General features: G+C 73.2%; 14 protein-coding genes. 9 read left to right on the top strand and 5 right to left on the bottom strand.

What is annotated here, in order from left to right; genetic code table 11:
• From L3i22_RS24330 to fabD, 8 genes are read left to right on the top strand one after another with little or no spacing between them, the layout of a single operon-like run.
• Window positions 1-1,035 carry a pyruvate kinase gene (locus tag L3i22_RS24330; RefSeq protein ID WP_255658712.1) on the top strand — a complete coding sequence of 345 codons (1,035 nt, stop codon included), beginning with the start codon at window positions 1-3 and terminating at the stop codon, window positions 1,033-1,035.
• On the top strand, window positions 1,026-2,048 hold the full coding sequence (locus tag L3i22_RS24325) for a phosphotransferase (RefSeq protein WP_221329253.1): 1,023 nt from the start codon (window positions 1,026-1,028) through the stop codon (window positions 2,046-2,048). The genes L3i22_RS24330 and L3i22_RS24325 overlap by 10 nt, the downstream gene beginning before the upstream one ends.
• The gene (locus L3i22_RS24320) at window positions 2,045-3,076 is read left to right on the top strand and encodes a pyruvate kinase (RefSeq protein WP_221329252.1); all 1,032 of its coding nucleotides are present in this window, start codon (window positions 2,045-2,047) and stop codon (window positions 3,074-3,076) included. The genes L3i22_RS24325 and L3i22_RS24320 overlap by 4 nt, the downstream gene beginning before the upstream one ends.
• 23 nt (window positions 3,077-3,099) lie before the next feature.
• The gene (locus L3i22_RS24315) at window positions 3,100-3,786 is read left to right on the top strand and encodes a hypothetical protein (protein WP_221329251.1); all 687 of its coding nucleotides are present in this window, start codon (window positions 3,100-3,102) and stop codon (window positions 3,784-3,786) included.
• A gap of 2 nt (window positions 3,787-3,788) precedes the next feature.
• Window positions 3,789-4,439 (top strand): O-methyltransferase, encoded by a 651-nt coding sequence (locus L3i22_RS24310; RefSeq protein ID WP_221329250.1) that lies wholly within the window; start codon window positions 3,789-3,791, stop codon window positions 4,437-4,439.
• Window positions 4,436-5,224 carry a hypothetical protein gene (locus tag L3i22_RS24305; RefSeq protein WP_221329249.1) on the top strand — a complete coding sequence of 263 codons (789 nt, stop codon included), beginning with the start codon at window positions 4,436-4,438 and terminating at the stop codon, window positions 5,222-5,224. Before L3i22_RS24310 ends, L3i22_RS24305 begins: the two co-directional genes overlap by 4 nt.
• Window positions 5,221-5,493, top strand: a complete 273-nt coding sequence (locus L3i22_RS24300) for a PqqD family protein (protein ID WP_221329248.1) — start codon at window positions 5,221-5,223, stop codon at window positions 5,491-5,493. Before L3i22_RS24305 ends, L3i22_RS24300 begins: the two co-directional genes overlap by 4 nt.
• The gene (fabD, locus tag L3i22_RS24295; RefSeq protein WP_255658711.1) at window positions 5,493-6,347 is read left to right on the top strand and encodes an ACP S-malonyltransferase; all 855 of its coding nucleotides are present in this window, start codon (window positions 5,493-5,495) and stop codon (window positions 6,345-6,347) included. The genes L3i22_RS24300 and fabD overlap by 1 nt, the downstream gene beginning before the upstream one ends.
• Here fabD and L3i22_RS24290 read toward each other — a convergent pair whose 3' ends face one another.
• Complete coding sequence (locus L3i22_RS24290; protein ID WP_221329246.1) at window positions 6,348-7,643, bottom strand: serine hydrolase; 1,296 nt, start codon at window positions 7,641-7,643, stop codon at window positions 6,348-6,350.
• Between the two features lie 66 nt (window positions 7,644-7,709).
• Here L3i22_RS24290 and L3i22_RS24285 point away from each other — a divergent pair, with 66 nt between their 5' ends.
• Entirely contained in the window at window positions 7,710-8,288 is a 579-nt protein-coding gene (locus L3i22_RS24285; RefSeq protein WP_221329245.1) for a GNAT family N-acetyltransferase, read from the top strand.
• Between the two features lie 3 nt (window positions 8,289-8,291).
• Here L3i22_RS24285 and L3i22_RS24280 read toward each other — a convergent pair whose 3' ends face one another.
• From L3i22_RS24280 to L3i22_RS24265, 4 genes are read right to left on the bottom strand one after another with little or no spacing between them, the layout of a single operon-like run.
• Window positions 8,292-9,854 (bottom strand): FAD-dependent monooxygenase, encoded by a 1,563-nt coding sequence (locus L3i22_RS24280; RefSeq protein ID WP_221329244.1) that lies wholly within the window; start codon window positions 9,852-9,854, stop codon window positions 8,292-8,294.
• A 17-nt stretch (window positions 9,855-9,871) separates the two neighbouring features.
• A complete protein-coding gene (locus tag L3i22_RS24275) occupies window positions 9,872-14,254 on the bottom strand; it encodes a beta-ketoacyl synthase N-terminal-like domain-containing protein (protein ID WP_221329243.1) in 4,383 nt (1,460 codons plus the stop codon).
• Window positions 14,255-15,166, bottom strand: a complete 912-nt coding sequence (locus L3i22_RS24270; protein ID WP_221329242.1) for an acyl carrier protein — start codon at window positions 15,164-15,166, stop codon at window positions 14,255-14,257.
• A 2-nt stretch (window positions 15,167-15,168) separates the two neighbouring features.
• The gene (locus L3i22_RS24265; protein ID WP_221329241.1) at window positions 15,169-19,347 is read right to left on the bottom strand and encodes a beta-ketoacyl synthase N-terminal-like domain-containing protein; all 4,179 of its coding nucleotides are present in this window, start codon (window positions 19,345-19,347) and stop codon (window positions 15,169-15,171) included.
• Window positions 19,348-19,510: the final 163 nt, after the last annotated feature.

Raw genomic sequence — 19,510 nt, 5'->3', positions numbered from 1 at the left:
ATGTTCGCGACGATCGGGCGGGCGACCCGCGCGCCCGAGACGATGGCCGCTCTGCTGCGGCTCGGCGTCAGCGGGTTCCGCTTCTCCGCCTCCAAGTTCGGTGTGGACGAGCTGGCCGCGCAGGCCGCCGACGCCCGGGCCGCGAGCCGGGCCGTCGGCCGGCCGGTCGATCTGCTGCTCGACCTGCCCGGCTCGAAGATCCGGTTCGCCAACCCGGAGATCATCGACCTCGACACCACCCGCGTGCTCCGGATCCACTTCGGCCCGTGGCCGCCGGCGAGTGAGCCGGGCCTGGTCGACGTGGGCCTGCCGGATCCGGAGCTGGGTCGGGAGATCGGCGTCGGGGACGTCCTGCTGGTCGGCGACGGCGAGATCGCGCTGCGGGCGGTGGCGGTCTCGGACGGCTGCTGCACCGTCGAGGCGCTCACCGGCGGCCTGCTGGCCCCGCGCAAGGGCGTCTGGCTGACCGGGAAAGCGGCCCACCGCCGCCCGTCCGGTGCCCGGTCGGACCTCGACCTGCTCGATCGGCTGGACAACTCGGCGTTCACCGGGGCGATCGTCTCGTTCGTCGAGGACCCGGCCGCGCTGGCGCCGGTCCGCGCCCGCTGGGGCCACCGCGGCGGCAACGCCGTCGTGGCGAAGGTGGAGACGAGGGCGGGCGTGGCCCGGATCGCCGACATCGCCCGGGCCGCGGACAGCGTGCTGATCGGCCGGGGCGACCTGCTGCTCGACACCGGGGTGCTGGACTTCCATCGGCTGTGCGCGAGCGCCGTACGCCGGTGCCGCGACGTGTCCGTGCCGGTGGTCGTGGCCACCCAGCTGCTGTCCGGTCTGGAGCACTCGTGGCTGCCGCTGCGCTCCGAGCTCGCCTACCTGTGCGGGCTGCTGGAGTCGGGGGTGGACGGGCTGCTGCTGGCGGCCGAGACCACCGGCGGCAGCGATCCGCTGCGCACCACGCGGCTGCTCGCCGACCTGATCCAGCGGTACCCGGCCGCTGACCGACTCGATGACAAGGAGACCTCCGGATGTCCGTAGACGACCGGCTCACCGGCATACTCGAACCCCTCGGCCCGGAGGCGAGCAGCTACGCCTTCCCGCCCACCCCGACCCCGTGGGCGCACTCGTACGGCGTCACCGCCGGCGCCGTCAGCCTGGTGGCCCGCCTGGTCACCCTGGAGCTCACCGACCGGCCCGACATCGAGGCCGAGTTCGAGATCGCCCGCCTCCTCGGCGAGCACGGCCTCGGCCCCCGGGTGCGTCACGCCGACCCGGTGACCGGCGTGCTGGTCATGGACAAGGTCGAGGACGCCGCCAACGTCCGCTCCCCCGCCCTCTGGCAGGTCCTGACGCTGGCGCGGACGCTGCGCCGGCTGCACTCGCTCCCGCTGGACGCGCTCCGGCTCGCCGAGGCACCCCGCCTGCACGTCCGCAAGCGCGACAGCGCGAGCACCGCGGCGGCGCAGCTGAGCGCCGGTCTCCCCCGGCTGGCGATCTACCGGGAGGCGTTCGAGCGGTTCGACGCGCTGCGCGACGACCTGCGGCGGCTGGACGTCGCGGACCGGCTGTGCCACAACGACCTGAACCCGGGCAACGTGCTGTTCGACGACTCGCGCGCCTGGCTCATCGACTTCGACCACGCGGGCGCCGCCGACCCGCTGTTCGACGTGGCCACCGCCGCGCTGTCGTTCGGCCTGGACGAGACCGTTCGCGGGCGGTTCCTGCAGGCGTACTTCGACCGCCCGGCGACCGCGGCCGAGCTGGCCCGGATGGAGCTGCTGACCTGCCTGATGCTGCTGCGCTACGGCATCTCCGCGCTGTCGCTGGTCCCGGCGGAGATGCGTGGGTCGCTGAGCACCTGGACGCCGGAGATGGTCGGCGAGCGGCCGTTCGACTTCGCCCCGCTGGAGAACGAGACCCGGGGATGGCTCGTCTTCCGGCTCAGCCTCTCCTTCGTCCACGCGGGCCTGGCCCGGATCGCCGCGGAACCCGCCGTCCGCGCCCTGGCGACCCTCGGCCTGCGGCAGCCGAGCCTGGCCGGCGCGCGATGACCCGCATCGTCGCCACCGTCGGGCCGGCCTGCTCGTCCGAGGCGGGCCTCACCGACCTGCTCAAGGCCGGGGTGGACCAGTTCCGGTTCACCGCGTCCAAGACGCCGGTCGCACGGCTGATCCCGCTCGCCGAGACCGTCCGGCGGCTCGCCGGCGACCTCGGCCGTGAGGTCGAGCTGCTGATCGACCTGCCCGGCGCCAAGACCCGGCTGACCAACGACGACTACCTCGACCTGGCCGGCGTCACCGAGCTGGTGCTGAGCTTCGACGGCAGGCCCGGTCAACCGGCCGGGCCGACGCCCACGCTCGGGGTCGACGGACGCGACGCCCGGGACCCGCTGCCCGGGATCGGCGACATCGTCGTGGTCGGTGACGGCGAGGACGCGTTGCGGGTCGTCGCCGTCGGGCTCGACTCCTGCACGGTGACGCCGCTGACCAGGGGTGTTCTCGGGATCCGGCGAGGCGTCCAGTTCCCGGGCGCCACCCGGGCCGGGGGCTTCACCGGATACGACCTCGACGGCCTGCGAGCCGTCGCCGGCGGTCCCTTCGACGCCGTGATCATCTCGTTCGCCGAGTCGGCCGGCCAGGTCGAGCAGGCCCGCGCGCTGCTGCGACAGTCGGCCGCGGTGATCGCCAAGATCGAGACCGGGGCCGGGGCGCGGGCCGCGGCCGAGATCGCCGGCGCCGCCGACGGCATCCTGCTCGGCCGTGGTGACCTGCTGCTGGACACCGGGGTGATCGAGTTCTACGCCGCGTACCGCCGGGTGCTGGACGCCGCGCACGCGGCCGGCTGCCCGGTGCTGGTCGGCACCCAGTTGCTGACCAGCCTGGCCGCCGGCTGGCTGCCGCACCGCTCCGAGCTCGCGCACGTCAGCGCGCTGATCGAGGAGGGCGTGGCCGGCCTGATGCTCGCCGAGGAGACCGCCGGGGCCGACGACCCGGTCCGCGCGGTCGCCCTGCTCGACGACCTGCGCGGGGTCTACGCGCCGGCCGCGACCCGTACCCCGCTGTTCGCCCGCCGCCGCTGACCGACCCGGAAGGAGGCACCGTCATGGCCCGTCCCGTCCTGCCCGGCATCCTGCTCGAAGGGCACGAGTGCAGCGGCAAGACCACCGTGGCCCGGCTGGTCGCCGCCGACCTGGCAGCGGCCGGCCGGCGGGTCGCCGCGGCGCACGCCACGGTGACCAGCAGCGGTCTGCTGGACGCCATGCTGCACGAGGCGGTGGCGACGTTCGCCGACTCGGCCGGCCGGCCGTTCCGGGACCCGCGGCTGTGGCGCCGCTTCAACAGCGTGCGGTCCGCGCAGCTGATGATCGACGCGGAGCTGGTCGCCGCGCAGGAGCCGCCCGGCCGGTACGACGTGTTCCTGCAGGACCGCTACTGGCTCACCCAGCATGCGTTCAACACCTTCCTGACCCCGGGCGCGCGCTACCTGACCCGCGAGTGGATCGACGCCCACGCGCCCCGGTTCACCGTGCAGGTCTATCTGACCTGCGACCCGGCCACCCGGGTGCGGCGCACGGTGGCCCGCCCGGCCAAGCACGCGGTCAACGCGTTCCTGCAGCGCCACATCGACGAGATCGCGGTGCTCGACGAGCTGACGATCGAGCAGCTGGTGGATCGCGACGAGTGGACCGTGCTGTCGTCGTCCGCCGGCACCCCGCGCGCCCTGGCCGACGAGGTGCTGCGCCTGTTCCACGCCCGGCTTCCCCGGCCCCTCTTGATGGAAAGGGTTTGACCATGAAGGAAAGCGCCCAGTTCCTGCCGGCCGAGATGCGGCGGTACATGCTCGCGCACAGCGCCCCGCTCGACGCGATCCAGCGCCGGGTGGTCGAGCGGACCACCGAGTTCCCCGAGGTCGCGCACTGGCAGACCGCGCCCGAGCAGAGCGCGTTCCTCACCCTGCTGGTGCGGGCGCTCGGCGCGCGCCAGGCGGTCGACGTCGGCACGTTCACCGGCCTGTCCGCGCTCGCCATCGCCCGCGGCCTGCAGCCGGGCGGCACCGTGGTGAGCTGCGACGTCTCGGAGGAGTTCACCGAGGTGGCCCGCGAGGCGTGGCGGGCCGCCGGGGTCGACGACCGCGTCGACCTGCGGATCGCGCCGGCCCTGGACACCGTGCGCGCCCTGCCCGACGTGCCCTACCTGGACTTCTCGTTCGTCGACGCGGACAAGACCGGATACCAGGAATACCTCGAAGAGCTTCTGGTACGGACCCGGCCGGGCGGCATCCTCGCGTTCGACAACGTCTTCCGCAGCGGCCGGGTGCTGCGCCCGGAGAGCGAGGTCGACGACGCCGTCATCGACTTCAACGCCCGCCTGGTCAAGGACGACCGCGTCGACGTCGTGATGGTCCCGATCGCCGACGGCATGACCCTGGCCTGGCGGCGATGACCACCACCACCGCGCAGGACTGGCTGGCCCCGCTGTACGAGCGGGACCTGATCCCGGACGGCACCGTCGCGGCGTTCCTGGTCGGCTCGGCCGCCCGCGGCTGGCACAACGCCCGCAGCGACTTCGACATCTACGTGGTCACCACCGACGTGTGGCAGACCGAGACCAGCGGCACCATCCGGATGCCGCTCGACCCGCCCCGGGTCAGCACCGAGCGCTTCTTCGACGACGAGCAGCGCTGGGAGGTCACCTACTGGCTGGCGAGCCAGATCGACCAGATGCTCGCCAAGGTCAGCTGGGCGGTCTACGACAGCGGCATCGTCGCCAACGAGGCGCTCTCCCCGCGCGAGGAGACCACGATCGCCCGGCTCGGGCACTGCCTCCCGCTGCTCGGCCACGCCTGGATCGAGGACCGGTACGAGCAGCTCAAGGCGTCCGCGTTCCGGTCCATCGTCACCGCCCGCTCGTTCAGCCTGGCCGACGACGCCGCCGAGGACGCGCTGGGACAGCTGGAATCCGGGCAGTTGGAGAGCGCGGTGCTGTCCGGCCGCCGGGCGCTGGGCCACGCCGTCGACGGGCTGCTGGAGAGCGCGGGCGAGTTCGGCAGTCACATGCCCAAGTGGCGACCCGTGCGCTTCCGGGCCGCCGCCCCGGAGATCCTGTCGTTCGAGCGGTACTGGGCGCTGGAGACGATGCGCGACTACGACCCGGCCGACCCGCAGGCCTGGGTCCAGCAGGTACTGACCGTCTGCCAGGACATCTCGGTGCACGTGGAGGTTCGATGACCGCCGTACGGGACATTCCGCGCCGGGCTCTGGGCGTGCCCTTCCGCCGCGTCGCCGGCAAGCTGATCGTGGGCGTCGAGGCCGACGCGCTGGAGTTCGACGACGTGGGCACGCTGATCATCACGTCGGCGAACGGGCGCAACCGGGTCGCCGACATCGCGCGGATCGTCGCCGAGGCCTACGAGTGCGAGCCGACCGACGTGCAGCCGGACATCGCCGAGTTCCTGGCGGAGCTCAGCGACGGCGGCATCGTGGAGTGGCTCGCCTGATGCCGGCGTTCGCCTTTCCGGGCCAGGGCTCCCAGGTGCCCGGCATGGGACGGGACCTGTTCGACCTGTTCCCGGACCACGTGCGCGAGGCGGACGAGGTGCTCGGCTGGTCCGTACCGGAACTCTGTCTCGGAACGGATGTCGAGCGGCTCGGACAGACCCGCTTCGCCCAGCCGGCGATCTTCGTCGTCAACGTGCTCGGCTATCTGCGTTTCCAGCGGCGCTGCCCCAGCCGGCCGTCCTACCTGCTGGGGCACAGCCTCGGCGAGTACTGCGCGCTGCACCTGGCCGGCGCGTTCGACTTCCGGACCGGGCTGGCCCTGGTGGCCCGGCGCGGCGAGCTGATGGCCCAGGCGGCGAGCGGCGCGATGGCGGCGGTGATCGGCCTCGATCCGGCCCGCGCCGCCTCGGTCACGGCGGGCTGGCCCGGCGGTGGCATCTGGGTGGCCAACTACAACGCCCCCGACCAGATCGTCGTCTCCGGCCGGGCGGATCAGGTGCCCGCGGCGGAGCAGTACTTCCTCGGCGAAGGCGCCACCGCCTACCTGCCGCTCCGCGTCAGCGGCGCGTTCCACTCCCCGCTGATGCGCCCGGCGGAGCAGGAGTTCGCGCGGGTGCTCGCCGGGACGCCGGTGTCGCCGCCGCGGATCCCGGTGATCAGCAACCTGACGGCCCGGCCGTACACCGCGGCCGAGCTCCGGCCGACCCTGAGCGCCCAGATCTCCGGCTCGGTGCGCTGGACCGACAGCATCCGCCTGCTGCTCGACCGCGGCGAGACGCGCGTCGTCGAACTGGGCTCGCGCCCCATGCTGACCCCGATGATCCAGAAGATCGCCGCCGGCCGGCCCGGTTAGTCAGTCGATCCGGTAGGCGGCGGCGCCGTCGTGCAGGAAGCGGGCCCGCCCGTTCTCGTCCGAGCCGACCAGGGACCAGACCTGGTGCCCGTCGGACGTCGGTTCGACGGTGATGATCGAGCTGTCGGTGCGGCGGACCACCTCGACCCGATCCCGGGCCCCGGCGAGGCCGGTACGCGGGTGGTACGTCAGAAATGCCCGCCCGCCCTCGCTGCTGAGCGTGATGTCGTACAGCGTGGAGCGGTAGGTGCCGCACATCCGGCCCGCGTCGATCCCGGCCGGGTCCGCGGGCGGCGTGGGCAGCGGAGGCGTCTCGATGCCGGCGAGATCCCGGAGCGCCGTATCGAAGATCTCGTAGGCCAGTGGTGCGCCGCCCGTGCTGTTGGTCAGCACGACCACCGCGACACCCGCCGCCGGGACCACCCGCAGGAACGCCTTCTGCCCCTTGGAGACACCGGTGTGGCCCACCACCCCGTCCGGGTAGAGCATCCAGCCGAGCCCCCAGCCGACGACCCCGCCGCCGAAGTCCGGGACGGACGCGACCTGGGGTTCGCGCAGTGCCGCCAGCGCCGGATCGGTGAGGTGCAGGCGGACGAACTCCAGCAGTTCCCGGGCGCTGATCGCGAAGTGCGAGCCGCTGGGCGCGGAGTAGTAGGAGACCGCCCAGTCCTTTGCCGGTACCACCGCCGTACCGGTCTGGACGTGGCCGGTCGCGGCACGCTGCAGGATCGCCTCGTAGGTGTCGGTCGCGGCGGTGTGCAGGCCCAGCGGGGTCACCAGGCGTTCGCGCAGCACGTCGTGGAAGGGCTTGCCGCGCAACACCTCCACCAGCCGGCCGAGCACCACGTACCCGCTGTTGGAGTACGAGAAGACGGTGTCCGGCGGCAGGAGCTGGTCCACCTCGGCGAGCGTGGCGACGAACCGCTCGATGGCGTCGTCGTTGCGACCGGTGTCGGTGAAGTGGTTGCCGTCGATCCCGCCGGTGTGGGTGAGCAGGTGGCGGGCGGTCAGCGTGGCGGTGGCGGCCGGATCGCTGAGCCGGAAGCCCGGCAGGTAGTCGCGCACCGGCCGGTCGAGCTCCAGTAGGCCCTCGCCGACCAGCTGCTGGAGCAGCGTGGCCGTCCAGATCTTGGTGATCGAGCCGACCTTGAACACCGAGTCGGTCGTGGCCGCCACCCGGGTGCGCAGGCTCAGCAGGCCCGCGGCCTGGTCCCGGATCTCCCCGCCGGCCAGCACGGCGACCTGCGCGCCCGGCACGTTGTACCGGGCCACCAGCTCGCCGAGATTCCACCGCATCCCGTCAGGCTACGGAGCCCGGGAAACTCCGGTGCGCCGGCCGAGCGCCGACACTAGGGTCGCGCCATGGAGATCCGTGCGGTACGGCCGGCCGAGGAGCCGGTTGCGGAGGGGGTCGTCGCGGCGGCATTCGGCGAGCCGGCGGACGGACGCGTGGTGCGGATGACGCGCGCTCTGCGGGCCGGCGGAGCGGCTCGGGCGAGTCTGGTCGCGGTTGCCGACGGGGAACTGATCGGGCACGTCGGGCTCTCGCGCGGCTGGGTGGACGCCCGGCGCGAGCTGGTCGAGGTGCTGGTGCTCTCCCCGCTGTCGGTGCGGCCCGACCGCCAGGGCCACGGCGTCGGCACCGCGTTGGTCGCGGCGGCGCTGGCGACCGCGGAAGGCAGCGGCGCGCCTGCGGTCTTCCTGGAAGGCAGCCCGGACTACTACGGGCGCCGCGGGTTCGGCTCCGGCTCCGCGCTCGGGTTCGACCGGCCCTCGGCGCGGATTCCGGACCCGGGGTTCCAGGTGGCGCTGCTGTCGTCGTACCGGCCGTGGATGGTCGGGCGGCTGATCTATCCCGAGGCGTTCTGGACCACCGACACGGTCGGTCTGCGCGACCCCGACCTGGAGCTGGTGGAAGCCCGGATCGCGTCGGGAAGCTAGGCGTCAGCGCGGGAAGTTGGCTCGCAGGTAGGCCAGGAGCGCGTCCCGACTGTCCGGGGTGGCCACCGCGGCGAGGTGGCCGTCCGGGCGGATCAGCAGCGTGCTGCCCGGGCGCAGGCCCACCCGGCGCCGCCACCGGCCGGCGATGTCGAAGAGCGCGTCCGTCTGCGCGGGACGACGATGCCGCTGATGCGGCGACGTCCGCTCGTGCACGACGAACGCGGAGATCTCGTCCGGCATCGTGATCGGCGGCTGCGGCCCGTCGGCGAACGTCAGGGCGACGTGCCGCCGCGCGCCGAGCTCCTGCAGCAGGTCGAAGGGCGAGCCGTCCCCGGTGACGACGTCGCACGCCGGCATCCGCTGCCCGGCCTGGAGCGGGGAACCGGCTACCGCCACGCCCGGATAGCCGACCCGGAACTGACTGACCTTGTCCAGCTCCCGCGCGTGATACCGGGGCAACCGCAGCAGGTAGTTCTGGTACCGCAGCAACCGCCGCTTGATCCGGTTCCGCCCGAACACCCGCGCGCTGATCAGGTTGTTGTACGCGAACAGCTGCCGCGCCACCGCGGACCGCTCGGCGTGATAGCTGTCGAGCAGCGCGGCGTCACCCTCCCCGCGCACCACCCGGCCGAGCTTCCAGGCCAGGTTGATCGCGTCCTGGATGCCGGTGTTCAGCCCCTGCGCCCCGATCGGGCTCTGCACGTGGGCCGCGTCCCCGGCGAGGAACACCCCGCCGCGGCGGAACTCGTCCGCGACGTACTGTCGCGGGTTGAATCTTGTCACCCAGAAGGGGTCACCGAGGGTGACCCGGTCGAGGCCCACCCGGCCCAGCAGGTAGCGGAAGCGCCGCAGCACGAACTCCTCGTCGGCCTCCGCGGCCTGGGTCCGGCAGGTGGAGACCAGCCGGAAGTAGCGGCCGTCGATCGGCAGGATGAACAGGGTGGTGCCCTCGCCCAGGTAGTAGGCGTGCCGGTCCTCGGGGTCGGGCAGGTGGCCGGTCATCTCGACGTCGGCCATGATGAACGTCTCGTCCTGCTGGGCGCCGTCGAACCGGAAGCCGAGCGTCTCGCGCACCCGGCTGTGGCTGCCGTCCGCGCCGACCACGAACCGGGCGGTGATCGTCTCGCCGCCCGCGACCGTGCCGACGTGGTGATCGCCCTCCGTGCGCAGGTCCCGCAGCGCCACGCCCCGCTCGACCTTGACACCCCGCCCGGCCAGCGCGTCCACCAGGATCCGGATCGTCCGGTACTGGCTCAGGTGCAGGAAGCCGGGGTAGGCGCCGTCCAGGTCACCCAGGTCGGTGACGGCGATCGTGCCGCCGCGCTCGGTGTGGTGGTGCATGCGCTGCGACAGGATGCCCTCGGTCAGGCAGGGCGGGGCCAGCCCGAGCATGTGGAAGCACTCCAGGGTGCGCGGCGTGAGCGTCATCGCCTTGCTCAGCTCGGACCACTCGTCGCGCTTGTCGATGATCCGCACCGAGGCCCCGTTGTCGGCCAGCGCGCAGGCGAGCGTCAGCCCGACCGGGCCGGCGCCGACGACGAGCACATCGACCTTCTCCGCGTTCATTGCCGTCCGCCTCTCATTCAGCGCAGCCGATCTCTGACGATGTCCAGCGTCCGGTCGCGGTGCTGGCCGGGGTGCAGGAAGAAGTGGTCGCCGTCGAGCACGTGGCAGTCGAAGCCGGCCGTGGTCCAGCGCTGCCAGTCGCGCATCTCGGGTTCGCCGACGCGGTCGTCGTGGCGGCCGTGGATCGCGGTGATCGGCACGTCCAGGACGGTCGCGTCGGCCGGCTGGAAGCTGCCCACCAGGCTGATGTCGCCGGCCAGGATCGGCAGGCTGAGCCGGGTGAAGTCCAGCTGCGGGTCGTCGACCGGCGGGAACCGGAAGATCTCGGCCAGGGCGGCCAGCTCGGCCGAGCCGAGGGCGTGGATCTGCTCGGCGTCCGGGACCCGGTCGTACCCGGCCGCGTGCAGCGCCCGCAGACAGTCCAGGTAGAACGGGTTGCCGGCGCCGCCCGGGCTGCTGAACGCGCCGACGGTCAGCTGCCGCACGGCGGTGTTGCCGCGCTCGGCGAGCCGCAGCGCCAGCACGTAGGCGATCAGCGCGCCGGCGCTGTGCCCGTACAGGTGCAGCGGCACGTCCGAGGCCGCCTCGACCTCGCCGATCAGGTCGTCGACCAGCCGATGGACGTCCGGGATCAGCCGATCGCCGATCCGGTCGCCGCGGCCGGGCAGCGCGACCGGGCACACCTCGACGTCGTCGGGCAGCTGCTTCTGCCAGCCCTGGAACAGCAGCGTGCTGCCGCCGCCGTAGGGCACGCACAGCAGACGCAGCCGTGGCTTTCCCGGTCGCAAGGACAGATACCCCCTTCGACGTACGGGCGAGCCCCCGGTCCCCACCCCGCCGGTCAGCGTGTCCGCCAGCTGAGCGATCGAGATCCCCCGCACGATGTCCTGGAGCCCGACCCGCCCGCTCCGGTTCACCGGCCCGATCGCGTGGAAGAGCCGATTGGCCAGCAGCGAGTCCACCCCGAGATCCCGGGTGCTGTCGCCCGCCCCGATGTGCTCGGCGGCGGTGCCGGTCAGCGCCGACACCACCCCGCGCAACGCCCCGGCCAGGGCCGCGGGGTCGCCGAGCGCCGCCGGGTCGAGCCGCGGGTCCTCGGCCGGTGGCGCGGCCGCGGCCAGGACCGAGTCGATGCCGCCGGCGATCCGGCGCACCACGCAGCGGAACTCGACCAGCACCCGGGCCTTCTCGTCCAGCACCATCAGCCGGCCGGCCACGCTCGCCGCGTCCGGCTGCGGCCGCACGTCGTCGAGCCGCAGGTGCGCGGGCCGCGCGTAGCCGCCCGGGTGCACCACCAGCGAGCTGAGCGTCTCCACCATGAACGCCGCGTCGCGCGGCACCGCGTCCGGCAGCACCACGTGGAACAGCTGGGCCGCGCCGTCGAAGAGTCCCGGCGCCACCACCGCGGCGGCCCGGGCCACCTCGGCCGCGAAGGCCGGGTCGACGTCGGCCAGCACGCCGTCCGCGTCCCGGCGGACGTCCCCGACGGCCCGCACGCTCGGGCCCAGCCGCATGCCCCGCTCGTCCAGCCCGGCGTAGAACGCGGCGCCGGACATCAGCGGCGTGGTGATCCCGGCCGGATCGGCCGGGCCGGGCGGCGTCTTGCGCTGCGCCAGCCGGCCGCTGACGTGCAGCTGCCAGCGGTTGCTCGCGGCGTCCACCAGCGAGTGGAACGCGAACTCCGGCTGGGTGCCGGGCACGTCGGTGAACGTCAGTCGCACGCTGACCGGCTCCGCCGCCACGACCAGCGCGGTGCTGAACCGCATCCGCTCGATGTCGAACTCGGCGTCCGGGCGGGACAGCGCCGCCGCCCGCAGCAGCATCTCGATGAAGTAGCCGATGTGCACGATGTGGTGGGTGTCGGCCAGCGGCAGCGACGTCGCGTCGAGCACGAACTCGAACTCGTCGGCGGCGCCCGGCGACAGGTGCACGGCCGGTTCCAGCACGTCGTCGCGGACCGGTCGCGGGGGCTGGTCGTCCGGCTCGAACGCGAACGCGTGCGGCGTCTCGTCCATCGGCGTGGTCGGCAGCAACACCCTTCGGACGGACGACCCCGCGTACAGCGCCCGCCAGTCGAGGTCCACGCCGAGCTCGAAGAGGCGCAGCAGCACCGACAGCAGGGCCTCGTGGGGGTCCTCGCCCGGCCCGAAGTCGACGATCTCCACCGGCCGGTCCGCGGGCACGGGTGCGGAGCCCGGCGCCACCGCGATCCGCACGCCGTGCTCGGCGCAGAGCGCGGCGACCGCGTCCGGATCGGGCCGGGCCGAGGCCGCCCGCGGCCAGTAATCCGGATCGGACAGCTGGCGGGGGCCGACGAACCCGCCGTCGCGCGGGCAGACGATCGCCGCGGCGACCCGCCCGGGTGTGCCGCCGGGCGCCGCCGGGCCGGGGGTCGCGGTGCTCAGCCGGGACAGCTCGGTCAGGGCCGCCTCGGCGGTGAGCGCGCCGGTCTCGACGGCCACGGCGAGGAGCGCGGGGCCCTCGCCGTACCAAATCGCGGGTTTGATCTTGAAGTCGCGGAGCATCCCGATCGTGCCGCAGAACGTCGCGACCTGGAAGACCGCCTGCTCCACGGGGTCGTCGCGGCCCGCCTCCGTGGCCAGCAGGCGATCCAGCGGTTCGCCGCCGAGCGCCGCCCAGGCCTGCGCGAGGCGGGCGAAACCGGCGCGGAAGCCGGGGAACTCGCGGTGCCAGGCCGCCGCCCGGGCCGGTGGCACCGAGCCGGCCAGCACGAAGGCGAGCTTCGCCGGCCCGGACCCGGTGACGAACTGGGCGGTCTCCCGGTACGCCGCGAGCGCCGTGCGCAGCTCGTCCCGGTCCGCGCCGGTGACGTAACCGCGGAAGGAACCGTGCTCGCGCCCGGTCGCCCGGGTGAAGCTGACGTCCGCGGCCCGGATGGTGTCGTCGGCGGCCAGATGCGCGGTGAGGTCGGCGACGCACGCGTCGAGCGCCGCCGCCGACCGCCCGGACAGCAGCACGGCCTGCCGGCGGGCGGTCGGCGCCGGCGCGGCCGGTTGCCCGGCGGGCCGGCTCAGGATCGCGTGCGCGTTGGTGCCGCTGAAGCCGAACGAGCTGACCGCCCCGGTCAGCGGCCGCCCCTGGGCCCGCAACGGATGCCGGTCGGCCGGCACCCGCAGCCGCAGCGCGTCGAAGTCGAGGTTGTCGTTGACCGGCCCGGCCGGCACCTGCGCCGGCGCCTCGCCGTGCCGCAGCACCAGCATCAGCCTGATCAGCGAGACGATGCCGGCCGCCGCTTCGAGGTGCCCGATCTGGGCCTTCGCCGAGCCGACCACCAGCGGATCCCCGGGCGCGCGGGCCGGGCGGAGCGCCTCGCTCGCCGCGGCCAGCTCGATCGGGTCGCCGAGCGGCGTTCCGGTGCCGTGCGCCTCCAGGTAGTCGACGTCGGACCCGGACAGGCCGGCCCGGCGCAGCGTGCTCTCGATCAGCTCGCGCTGCGCGCGCCCGTTGGGCACGGTCAGCCCGCTGCAGGTGCCGTCGTGGTTGACCCCGGTGGCCCGGATGATCGACAGCACCTGGTCCTGATCGCGCTCGGCGTCGGCGAGCCGCTTGAGCACCACCACGCCGCCGCCCTCGCCGCGCCCGTAGCCGTCGCCGCCCGCGCCGAACGAGTGGCAGCGGCCGTCCGAGGCGAGCGCGCCGACCCCGGCCAGAACGGTGAACACCGACGGGTCGAGCAGCAGGTTGACACCGCCGACCACCGCGACGTCGCAGTCGCCGCCGCGGATCGCCTCGGCGGCCAGATGCAGCGCGACCAGCGACGACGAGCAGGCGGTGTCGATCGACACGGCCGGGCCGTCGAAGCCGAAGGTGTGGCTGATCCGCCCGGAGACCACGCTGTTGAGCATGCCGGTGGCCAGGTACCGGCCCGGCGCGCCGGCGCTGCGGCCGAGCGCGCCGTACTCGCCGCCGATCACCCCGAAGTAGACGCCGACCCGCCCGCCGACCCGGTGCGGGTCGTAGCCGGCGCGTTCCAGCGCCTGGACGGTCAGCCGGAGCGCCATCCGCTGGGTCGGGTCCATGTCGCGCGCCTCGGTCGGCGAGATCCCGAAGCGGCGCGGGTCGAACCGCATCACGTCGGCGTCGAGATAGTGGGCCCGGGTGTGCGTCCGCGCCCCCGGGTGCCGCCGGAAGTACCGGTCGTAGACCGCCCGCACCCACGGGCTGGCCGGCCCGTCGCTCAGGCAATCCGTTCCGGACCGCAGCAGCGACCAGAAGTCCTCCGGCGAGGTGACCCCGCCCGGCAGCTCGCACGCCGCGCCGATGATCGCCACCGGACCGGCGGCGTCCCGCCCGGCCGCCTCCCGGTTCAGCTCCCGGATCGTGCTCAGCGACTTCCTGAGCAGCACTTTCAGCTTGTCGACCTCGGCCGTCCCGGACATCTAGACCACCTCACTGAGCAGACGTTCCAGATCGATCGCCGAGAGGCTCTCGATCTCCTGGTCGTCCAGCTCGGCCAGCGCGGACGGGGCCGGCCCGCCGTCGAGCCGCCCCGACAGGTAGTGGACGAACTGCGTGATCGTCGGGTGGTCGAAGGCCGCGGAGAGCTCGGGTTCGACCGCCAGGTCGCGCACGATCGCCGAGCGGACCGCCTCCAGGTGGATCGACGTCATTCCAAGATCAAAAAATCCGGTTTCGGTACGGGGCAACTCCCCGGCCGGATACCCGAGCACCCCCGCGATCTGCTGTTGCAGGTAGTCCCGCAGCCGCTGCTGACGGACCAGCGCCGGCACCTCCCGCACGTCGCCGACCACCGGCGGCGCCGGCTCGACCCGCTCCGCCGTCGGCCAGTACCGCCGTCGCGACGACCGGGTCGGCGGCAGGTACACCGGTCGTTCGCCGGCCAGCTCCGGATAGACCCGCACCCAGTCGACCGGATAGCCGACCGCCCACAGCCGGGCCAGCTGCCGATGCCGGCCCCGCGCCGCCAGCCCCGCCGCATAGGCCCGGTCCCCGTCGTCGTCCGGCTCGTCGAAGACGCCGCACTCCACGGTGTTCCGGTAGATCCCGTCGCGGACCAGCGCCCGGCAGTCCCCGACCCGGTCCAGGTAGGTCTGCAGCCGCTCGGCGACCTCGCCGACCGAGCCCGCGCTGAACGACAGCCGGTGCGCCCCGGTCTCCCTGCCGCACAGCAGCGTCTTCGCCACCCCGGGCAGCGTGACCGCGTGCGCGAACGCGACCGTCTCCCGGCGGCTCTCCCGCAGATAGCGGGACAGGTCCCGGGCCCGCGCGGTCAGCGACTCGTCGTCGTGGCCGGAGACGGCGATGACGAACGGACGGTCGTCGGCTGCCATGGTCAGGCCTCCTCCATCACGAGGTGGACGTTCGTGCCGCCGGCCCCGATCGAAGTGATGCCCGCGCGGCGCGGCACCTCGCCGAAGCCCATCGCGACCGGGTCCCAGGGCGCGAACGTGCGCTGGACGTGCACCGGGGAGGCGGCGAAGTCGATCTCGGGGTTGGTCCGCTCCGCGTGCAGCGACGGCACCAGCGCCCGGTGCTGCATCTGCAGCAGGACCTTGGCGACCTGGGCCACCCCGGCGGCCGCCTCACCGTGCCCGATGTTCGACTTGACCGACCCGATCGCGCACTGCTGCCGGCGGGACAGGTGCGGCTCGAACGCCGCGCGCAGCCCGGCGATCTCGATCGGGTCACCCAGCCGCGTGCCGGTGCCGTGCGCCTCGACGTAGCTGATCGTCGCCGGATCCACCGCGGCCCGCCGCAGCGCCCGGTCGATCGCCGCGGTCTGCGCGGCCGGGCTGGGCACGCTGAAGCCGTTAGTGCGCCCGCCGTGGCTGAGCGCGCTGCCGCGGATCACCGCGTACACCCGGTCGCCGTCGCGCCGCGCCGCCGCCAGCGGCTTGAGCAGGAACGCCCCGACGGTCTCGGCCGGCACGTAGCCGTCGCCGCCCGCCCCGAACGCCCGGCAGCGCCCGTCCGAGGACAGGAACCGGTAGTGCGCGAGCATCTGGTACTTCGACGGGTGCAGCGACAGGTTGACCCCACCGGCGACGGCCATCTCGCACTCCCCGCGGCGCAGGCTCTCGCAGGCCAGGTGCAGCGCGTACAGCGCGGAGGAGCAGGCGGTGTCCACCGTCAGGCTCGGCCCGCGCAGATCCCAGGTGTAGGACACCCGGTTGGCGATCGCGTAGGTCTGCGAGTTGATCGGCGCACCCGTACCGGCCTCGTGCTGAACCAGCTGATAGTTGTTGACCGTCGCCCCGGCGAAGACCCCGACCTCGTTGCGGTGCACCTCGCGCAGCCGCTCCCGCGAGTAGCCGGCGACCTCCAGGCAGCCGCGGACCGACTCCAGGAACAGCCGCTCCTGCGGGTCCATGAAGATCGCGTCGGCCGGCGCCACCCCGAAGTGGTCGGCGTCGAAGAGCTCCACGTCCGACAGGAACCCGCCCCACTTGGCATAGACCTTCTCGGGTACGCCGCGACGCGGGTCGAAGTATCGATCGTGATCCCAGCGCGACCGCGGGATCTCGGTGATCGAGTCCCGCCCGTCGCGGAGGTTCGCCCAGAACTCCTCGATCGTGTCCGCGCCCGGGAACCGCCCGTCGAAGCCGATGATCGCGATGCCCGACTCGTCCGGCGGGCCGGTCGGGCGACTCGCCGGGGCTCTGGTCGCCTCGACGTCGTAGTCGCGCGACAACCGGGCCGCCACCGCGGCCACGTCCCGGCACTCGAAGAACAGGGTGGCCGAGATCTCCCCGAACCGGGTGCGCAGCTGCGCGTTGAGCGTGTGGATGATCAGCGAGTCGATGCCCAGGTCGGCGAAGGGCGTGTCCGGCCGGACCGCCGCGGGCGCCACCCTGGTCGCCGCCGCCACCAGCCCGCACAGCACCGACTCCAGTTCGGCGGGCCCGTCCGCCGGCCGGGTCTCGTCCGCTTTCGCGTCGGCCGGCCGGGTCTCTTCCGCTTTCGCGTCGGCGTGGACGTGCGGATGGCGGTCGAACGCGTATCCCGGCAGGCCGGGCAGCCCGGGCGACCCTTGGCTCGCCCACGCCGGTTCGCCCCCGCGCCGCCAGAGCTCCAGCAGCAGTCCGGGCAGATCCCCGAACCGGAGAACATCCAGATCATCGGGTACGGGTTCAGCCGGGTCCCCGAGAAGCACCACGACCGCCGGGCGGCGTCCCGCGGCGGCCATCAGCTCCGCCGGATCGCCGCCGCCGAGCCGGATCCGCCTGCCGTCAGCACGGTCCCGGGACACCGCCCGCAGCACGGGCAGCCCGTCGAGCGGCGCGCAGCGGACCGCCGGATGCTCGGCCGCGCCGGCCGCGAGCCCGGCCAGGTCGGCCGCACCGAACAGCGCGGCCACCGCGTCGGCCGGATCGAGGACCCCCCGGCTGACCAGCATCGCCAGCTCGTGAGTGCCGGGTAGCAGCCACGGCGCGGGCGTCAGCTCCCACGCCTCGTAGATGCGGACCAGCGCCACATTGATCACGAGCGCGATCGCGGCCAGCTCGTCGGGCGAGAACGTCGTCCCCCGCTCGCCGAACCGCCGGATCGCGGCGTCGAGGTCGATCCCCCGGCCGGCCAGCAGCTTCTCCCACTCCCCGACCGCCCGCTGGAACGTGTGCTGATGGTCCAGCAGCGTCGCGGCGTGACCGGCATACCGCCCGACGCTCTCGACCGTGTCCGCCCGCCCGTCCAGCAGCTTTCGCAGGTAGCCGGCCGTCAGCTCGTTCGGCACGAGGTGCTCGGCGCCCGCCCACACGCCGCAGCCGACCGGCTCGCGAGTCGTCAGCCGGCCGTCACCGAGCAGGGCATCCGCCGCCTCCCGCAGCGTGACCGCACCGCTGTGCACCAGCGCGGCGGCACTCCCGGCCGGCCCGGTCGCGATGATCTCGGCGATCCGGACCCCACGCTCGGTGAGCGCTTCGAGCCGCCCCAGGGCGCTGGTGAACCCGTCACCGGACACCGGATCGGTGAGCAGCACGACAACTTCCGGCTTCGATGCTCCGACGCGGACCGGTTCGATCACCTCACCGGCACGGACCCGCGCCAGGGCCGCCGGAAGATCAACAGCTTCAACCCCCCAGCGGTACGGCAGGTTCAGCGCCCGCTGGTTGCTGGCCGCGCACAGTTCCGCGGCGGAGTGCGGCTGCTCGGCCCACCGGCCGAGGGTCGCCAGCAACGCCTCCCGGGACCGGGCCGCGACCGTGAACACCGGCGCCGCGGGCGGCACCGCGACCTCGGACCGGTACTCCTCGAGCACCGCGTGACAGTTCGCGCCGCCGAACCCGAACGCGCTGACCCCGGCCGTACGCAAGCCGTCCGCGGCCCAGTCGACCGCGGTCCCGGGGAACTCGATGTGCTCGGCCGCCCCGTGCATGATCGGATTGGTGATCTCGCGGTTCAGCGTCGGCGGGATCGTCCGGTGCCGGAGCATCAACAGGACCTTGATCAGCCCGGCCATCCCGGAGCCGGCCTCGACGTGCCCGATGCCGGTCTTGACCGACCCGACCCGCAGCGGACCGTCCCGGTCCACGCCGTACGCCTCGTGCAGTGCCTGCACCTCGATCGGATCACCGAGGCTGGTCCCGGTGCCGTGCGCCTCGACGTAGCCGACCCGGCCGGGTTCGACCCCGGCCGTCCTGAGCGCCCGCCGGATCAGGTCCACCTGCGCGGACACGCTCGGCGCGGTGACGCTGCGGTTGTGCCCGTTGTGGTTGGTGGCGACCGCCTTGATCACGCCGTAGACGTGACAGCCGAGCCGCCGCGCGGTCGAGACCGTGGTCAGCAGGACCACCCCGACGCCCTCCCCCGGCACGTACCCGTTCGCGCGATGATCGAACGTGAAGCACCGCCCGTCCGGGCTGAGCATCCGCGACTGCGTGAAGGCCAGATACCGCCACGGCGAGTTGATCAGGTTGACGCCGCCCACCAGCGCGAACTCGCAGTCGTCGTGCAGCAGGTCGGCGCGCGCCTGCCCGAGCGCGGCCAGCGACGAGGAACAGGCGGTGTCCACGGTCCGGCTCGGCCCGTCCAGGTTCAGCAGGTAGGAGATCCGGTTCGCCGCCATGCTCGCGTAGTTGCCGACCCCGTCGAAGACGTCCACCGGCCGACCGTCCGCAACGGACCGCAGCAAATGATCATGCGTTGACAACCCCACGCTGACCGACGTGCGCGCCCCTTGCAGCACCGGCAACGGCAGACCGGAGTCCTCGACGCAGTGCCACGCCTCTTCGAGCAACAGCCGATGCTGCGGATCGATGGCCACGGCTTCACGCGGCGAGACATTGAAGAACGCATGGTCAAAACATTCGGCGTCGGCCAGCGCCCCCACCCATTTGCTGTTGACCGTGCCCGGCCCGGAATCCGCCGAGTAATACGTCTCGGAATCCCACTGCCGAATGCCGACCGCACTGATGGCGCTTCGCCCGTCCCGCAGATTCCGCCAGAACTCGGCCGCGTTCCGCGCCTGCGGGTAGCGGCAGGCCACCCCCACCACAGCGATGTCTTCACGCATGCCACAGTCCCGTCGTCCTCAGCTTTTCCCCGGAATGAGCGAAGCTGATGTCATTGCGGAAAATTGATGCACTGAAGACGCTAAACAAATCAACAATTGCCGTCAACACGTGCTGCCCGCTATTGACTCGACGCCAATCCCCTAGCCCACGGCATCCTTCACC

The organism is Actinoplanes sp. L3-i22 (assembly GCF_019704555.1).
Classification (GTDB): domain Bacteria; phylum Actinomycetota; class Actinomycetes; order Mycobacteriales; family Micromonosporaceae; genus Actinoplanes.
This window is presented reverse-complemented; position numbering and strand designations above follow the sequence as displayed.

Excerpts from the sequence above, each read along its gene's own strand:
- L3i22_RS24285 (WP_221329245.1), top strand. The coding sequence starts at position 7,710 with ATGGAGATCCGTGCGGTACGGCCGGCCGAGGAGCCGGTTGCGGAGGGG.
- L3i22_RS24315 (WP_221329251.1), top strand. The coding sequence starts at position 3,100 with ATGGCCCGTCCCGTCCTGCCCGGCATCCTGCTCGAAGGGCACGAGTGC.
- L3i22_RS24300 (WP_221329248.1), top strand. The coding sequence starts at position 5,221 with ATGACCGCCGTACGGGACATTCCGCGCCGGGCTCTGGGCGTGCCCTTC.
- L3i22_RS24305 (WP_221329249.1), top strand. The coding sequence starts at position 4,436 with ATGACCACCACCACCGCGCAGGACTGGCTGGCCCCGCTGTACGAGCGG.
- L3i22_RS24280 (WP_221329244.1), bottom strand. The coding sequence starts at position 9,854 with ATGAACGCGGAGAAGGTCGATGTGCTCGTCGTCGGCGCCGGCCCGGTC.
- fabD (WP_255658711.1), top strand. The coding sequence starts at position 5,493 with ATGCCGGCGTTCGCCTTTCCGGGCCAGGGCTCCCAGGTGCCCGGCATG.
- L3i22_RS24330 (WP_255658712.1), top strand. The coding sequence starts at position 1 with ATGTTCGCGACGATCGGGCGGGCGACCCGCGCGCCCGAGACGATGGCC.
- L3i22_RS24310 (WP_221329250.1), top strand. The coding sequence starts at position 3,789 with ATGAAGGAAAGCGCCCAGTTCCTGCCGGCCGAGATGCGGCGGTACATG.
- L3i22_RS24265 (WP_221329241.1), bottom strand. The coding sequence starts at position 19,347 with ATGCGTGAAGACATCGCTGTGGTGGGGGTGGCCTGCCGCTACCCGCAG.
- L3i22_RS24275 (WP_221329243.1), bottom strand. The coding sequence starts at position 14,254 with ATGTCCGGGACGGCCGAGGTCGACAAGCTGAAAGTGCTGCTCAGGAAG.
- L3i22_RS24320 (WP_221329252.1), top strand. The coding sequence starts at position 2,045 with ATGACCCGCATCGTCGCCACCGTCGGGCCGGCCTGCTCGTCCGAGGCG.
- L3i22_RS24325 (WP_221329253.1), top strand. The coding sequence starts at position 1,026 with ATGTCCGTAGACGACCGGCTCACCGGCATACTCGAACCCCTCGGCCCG.
- L3i22_RS24270 (WP_221329242.1), bottom strand. The coding sequence starts at position 15,166 with ATGGCAGCCGACGACCGTCCGTTCGTCATCGCCGTCTCCGGCCACGAC.
- L3i22_RS24290 (WP_221329246.1), bottom strand. The coding sequence starts at position 7,643 with ATGCGGTGGAATCTCGGCGAGCTGGTGGCCCGGTACAACGTGCCGGGC.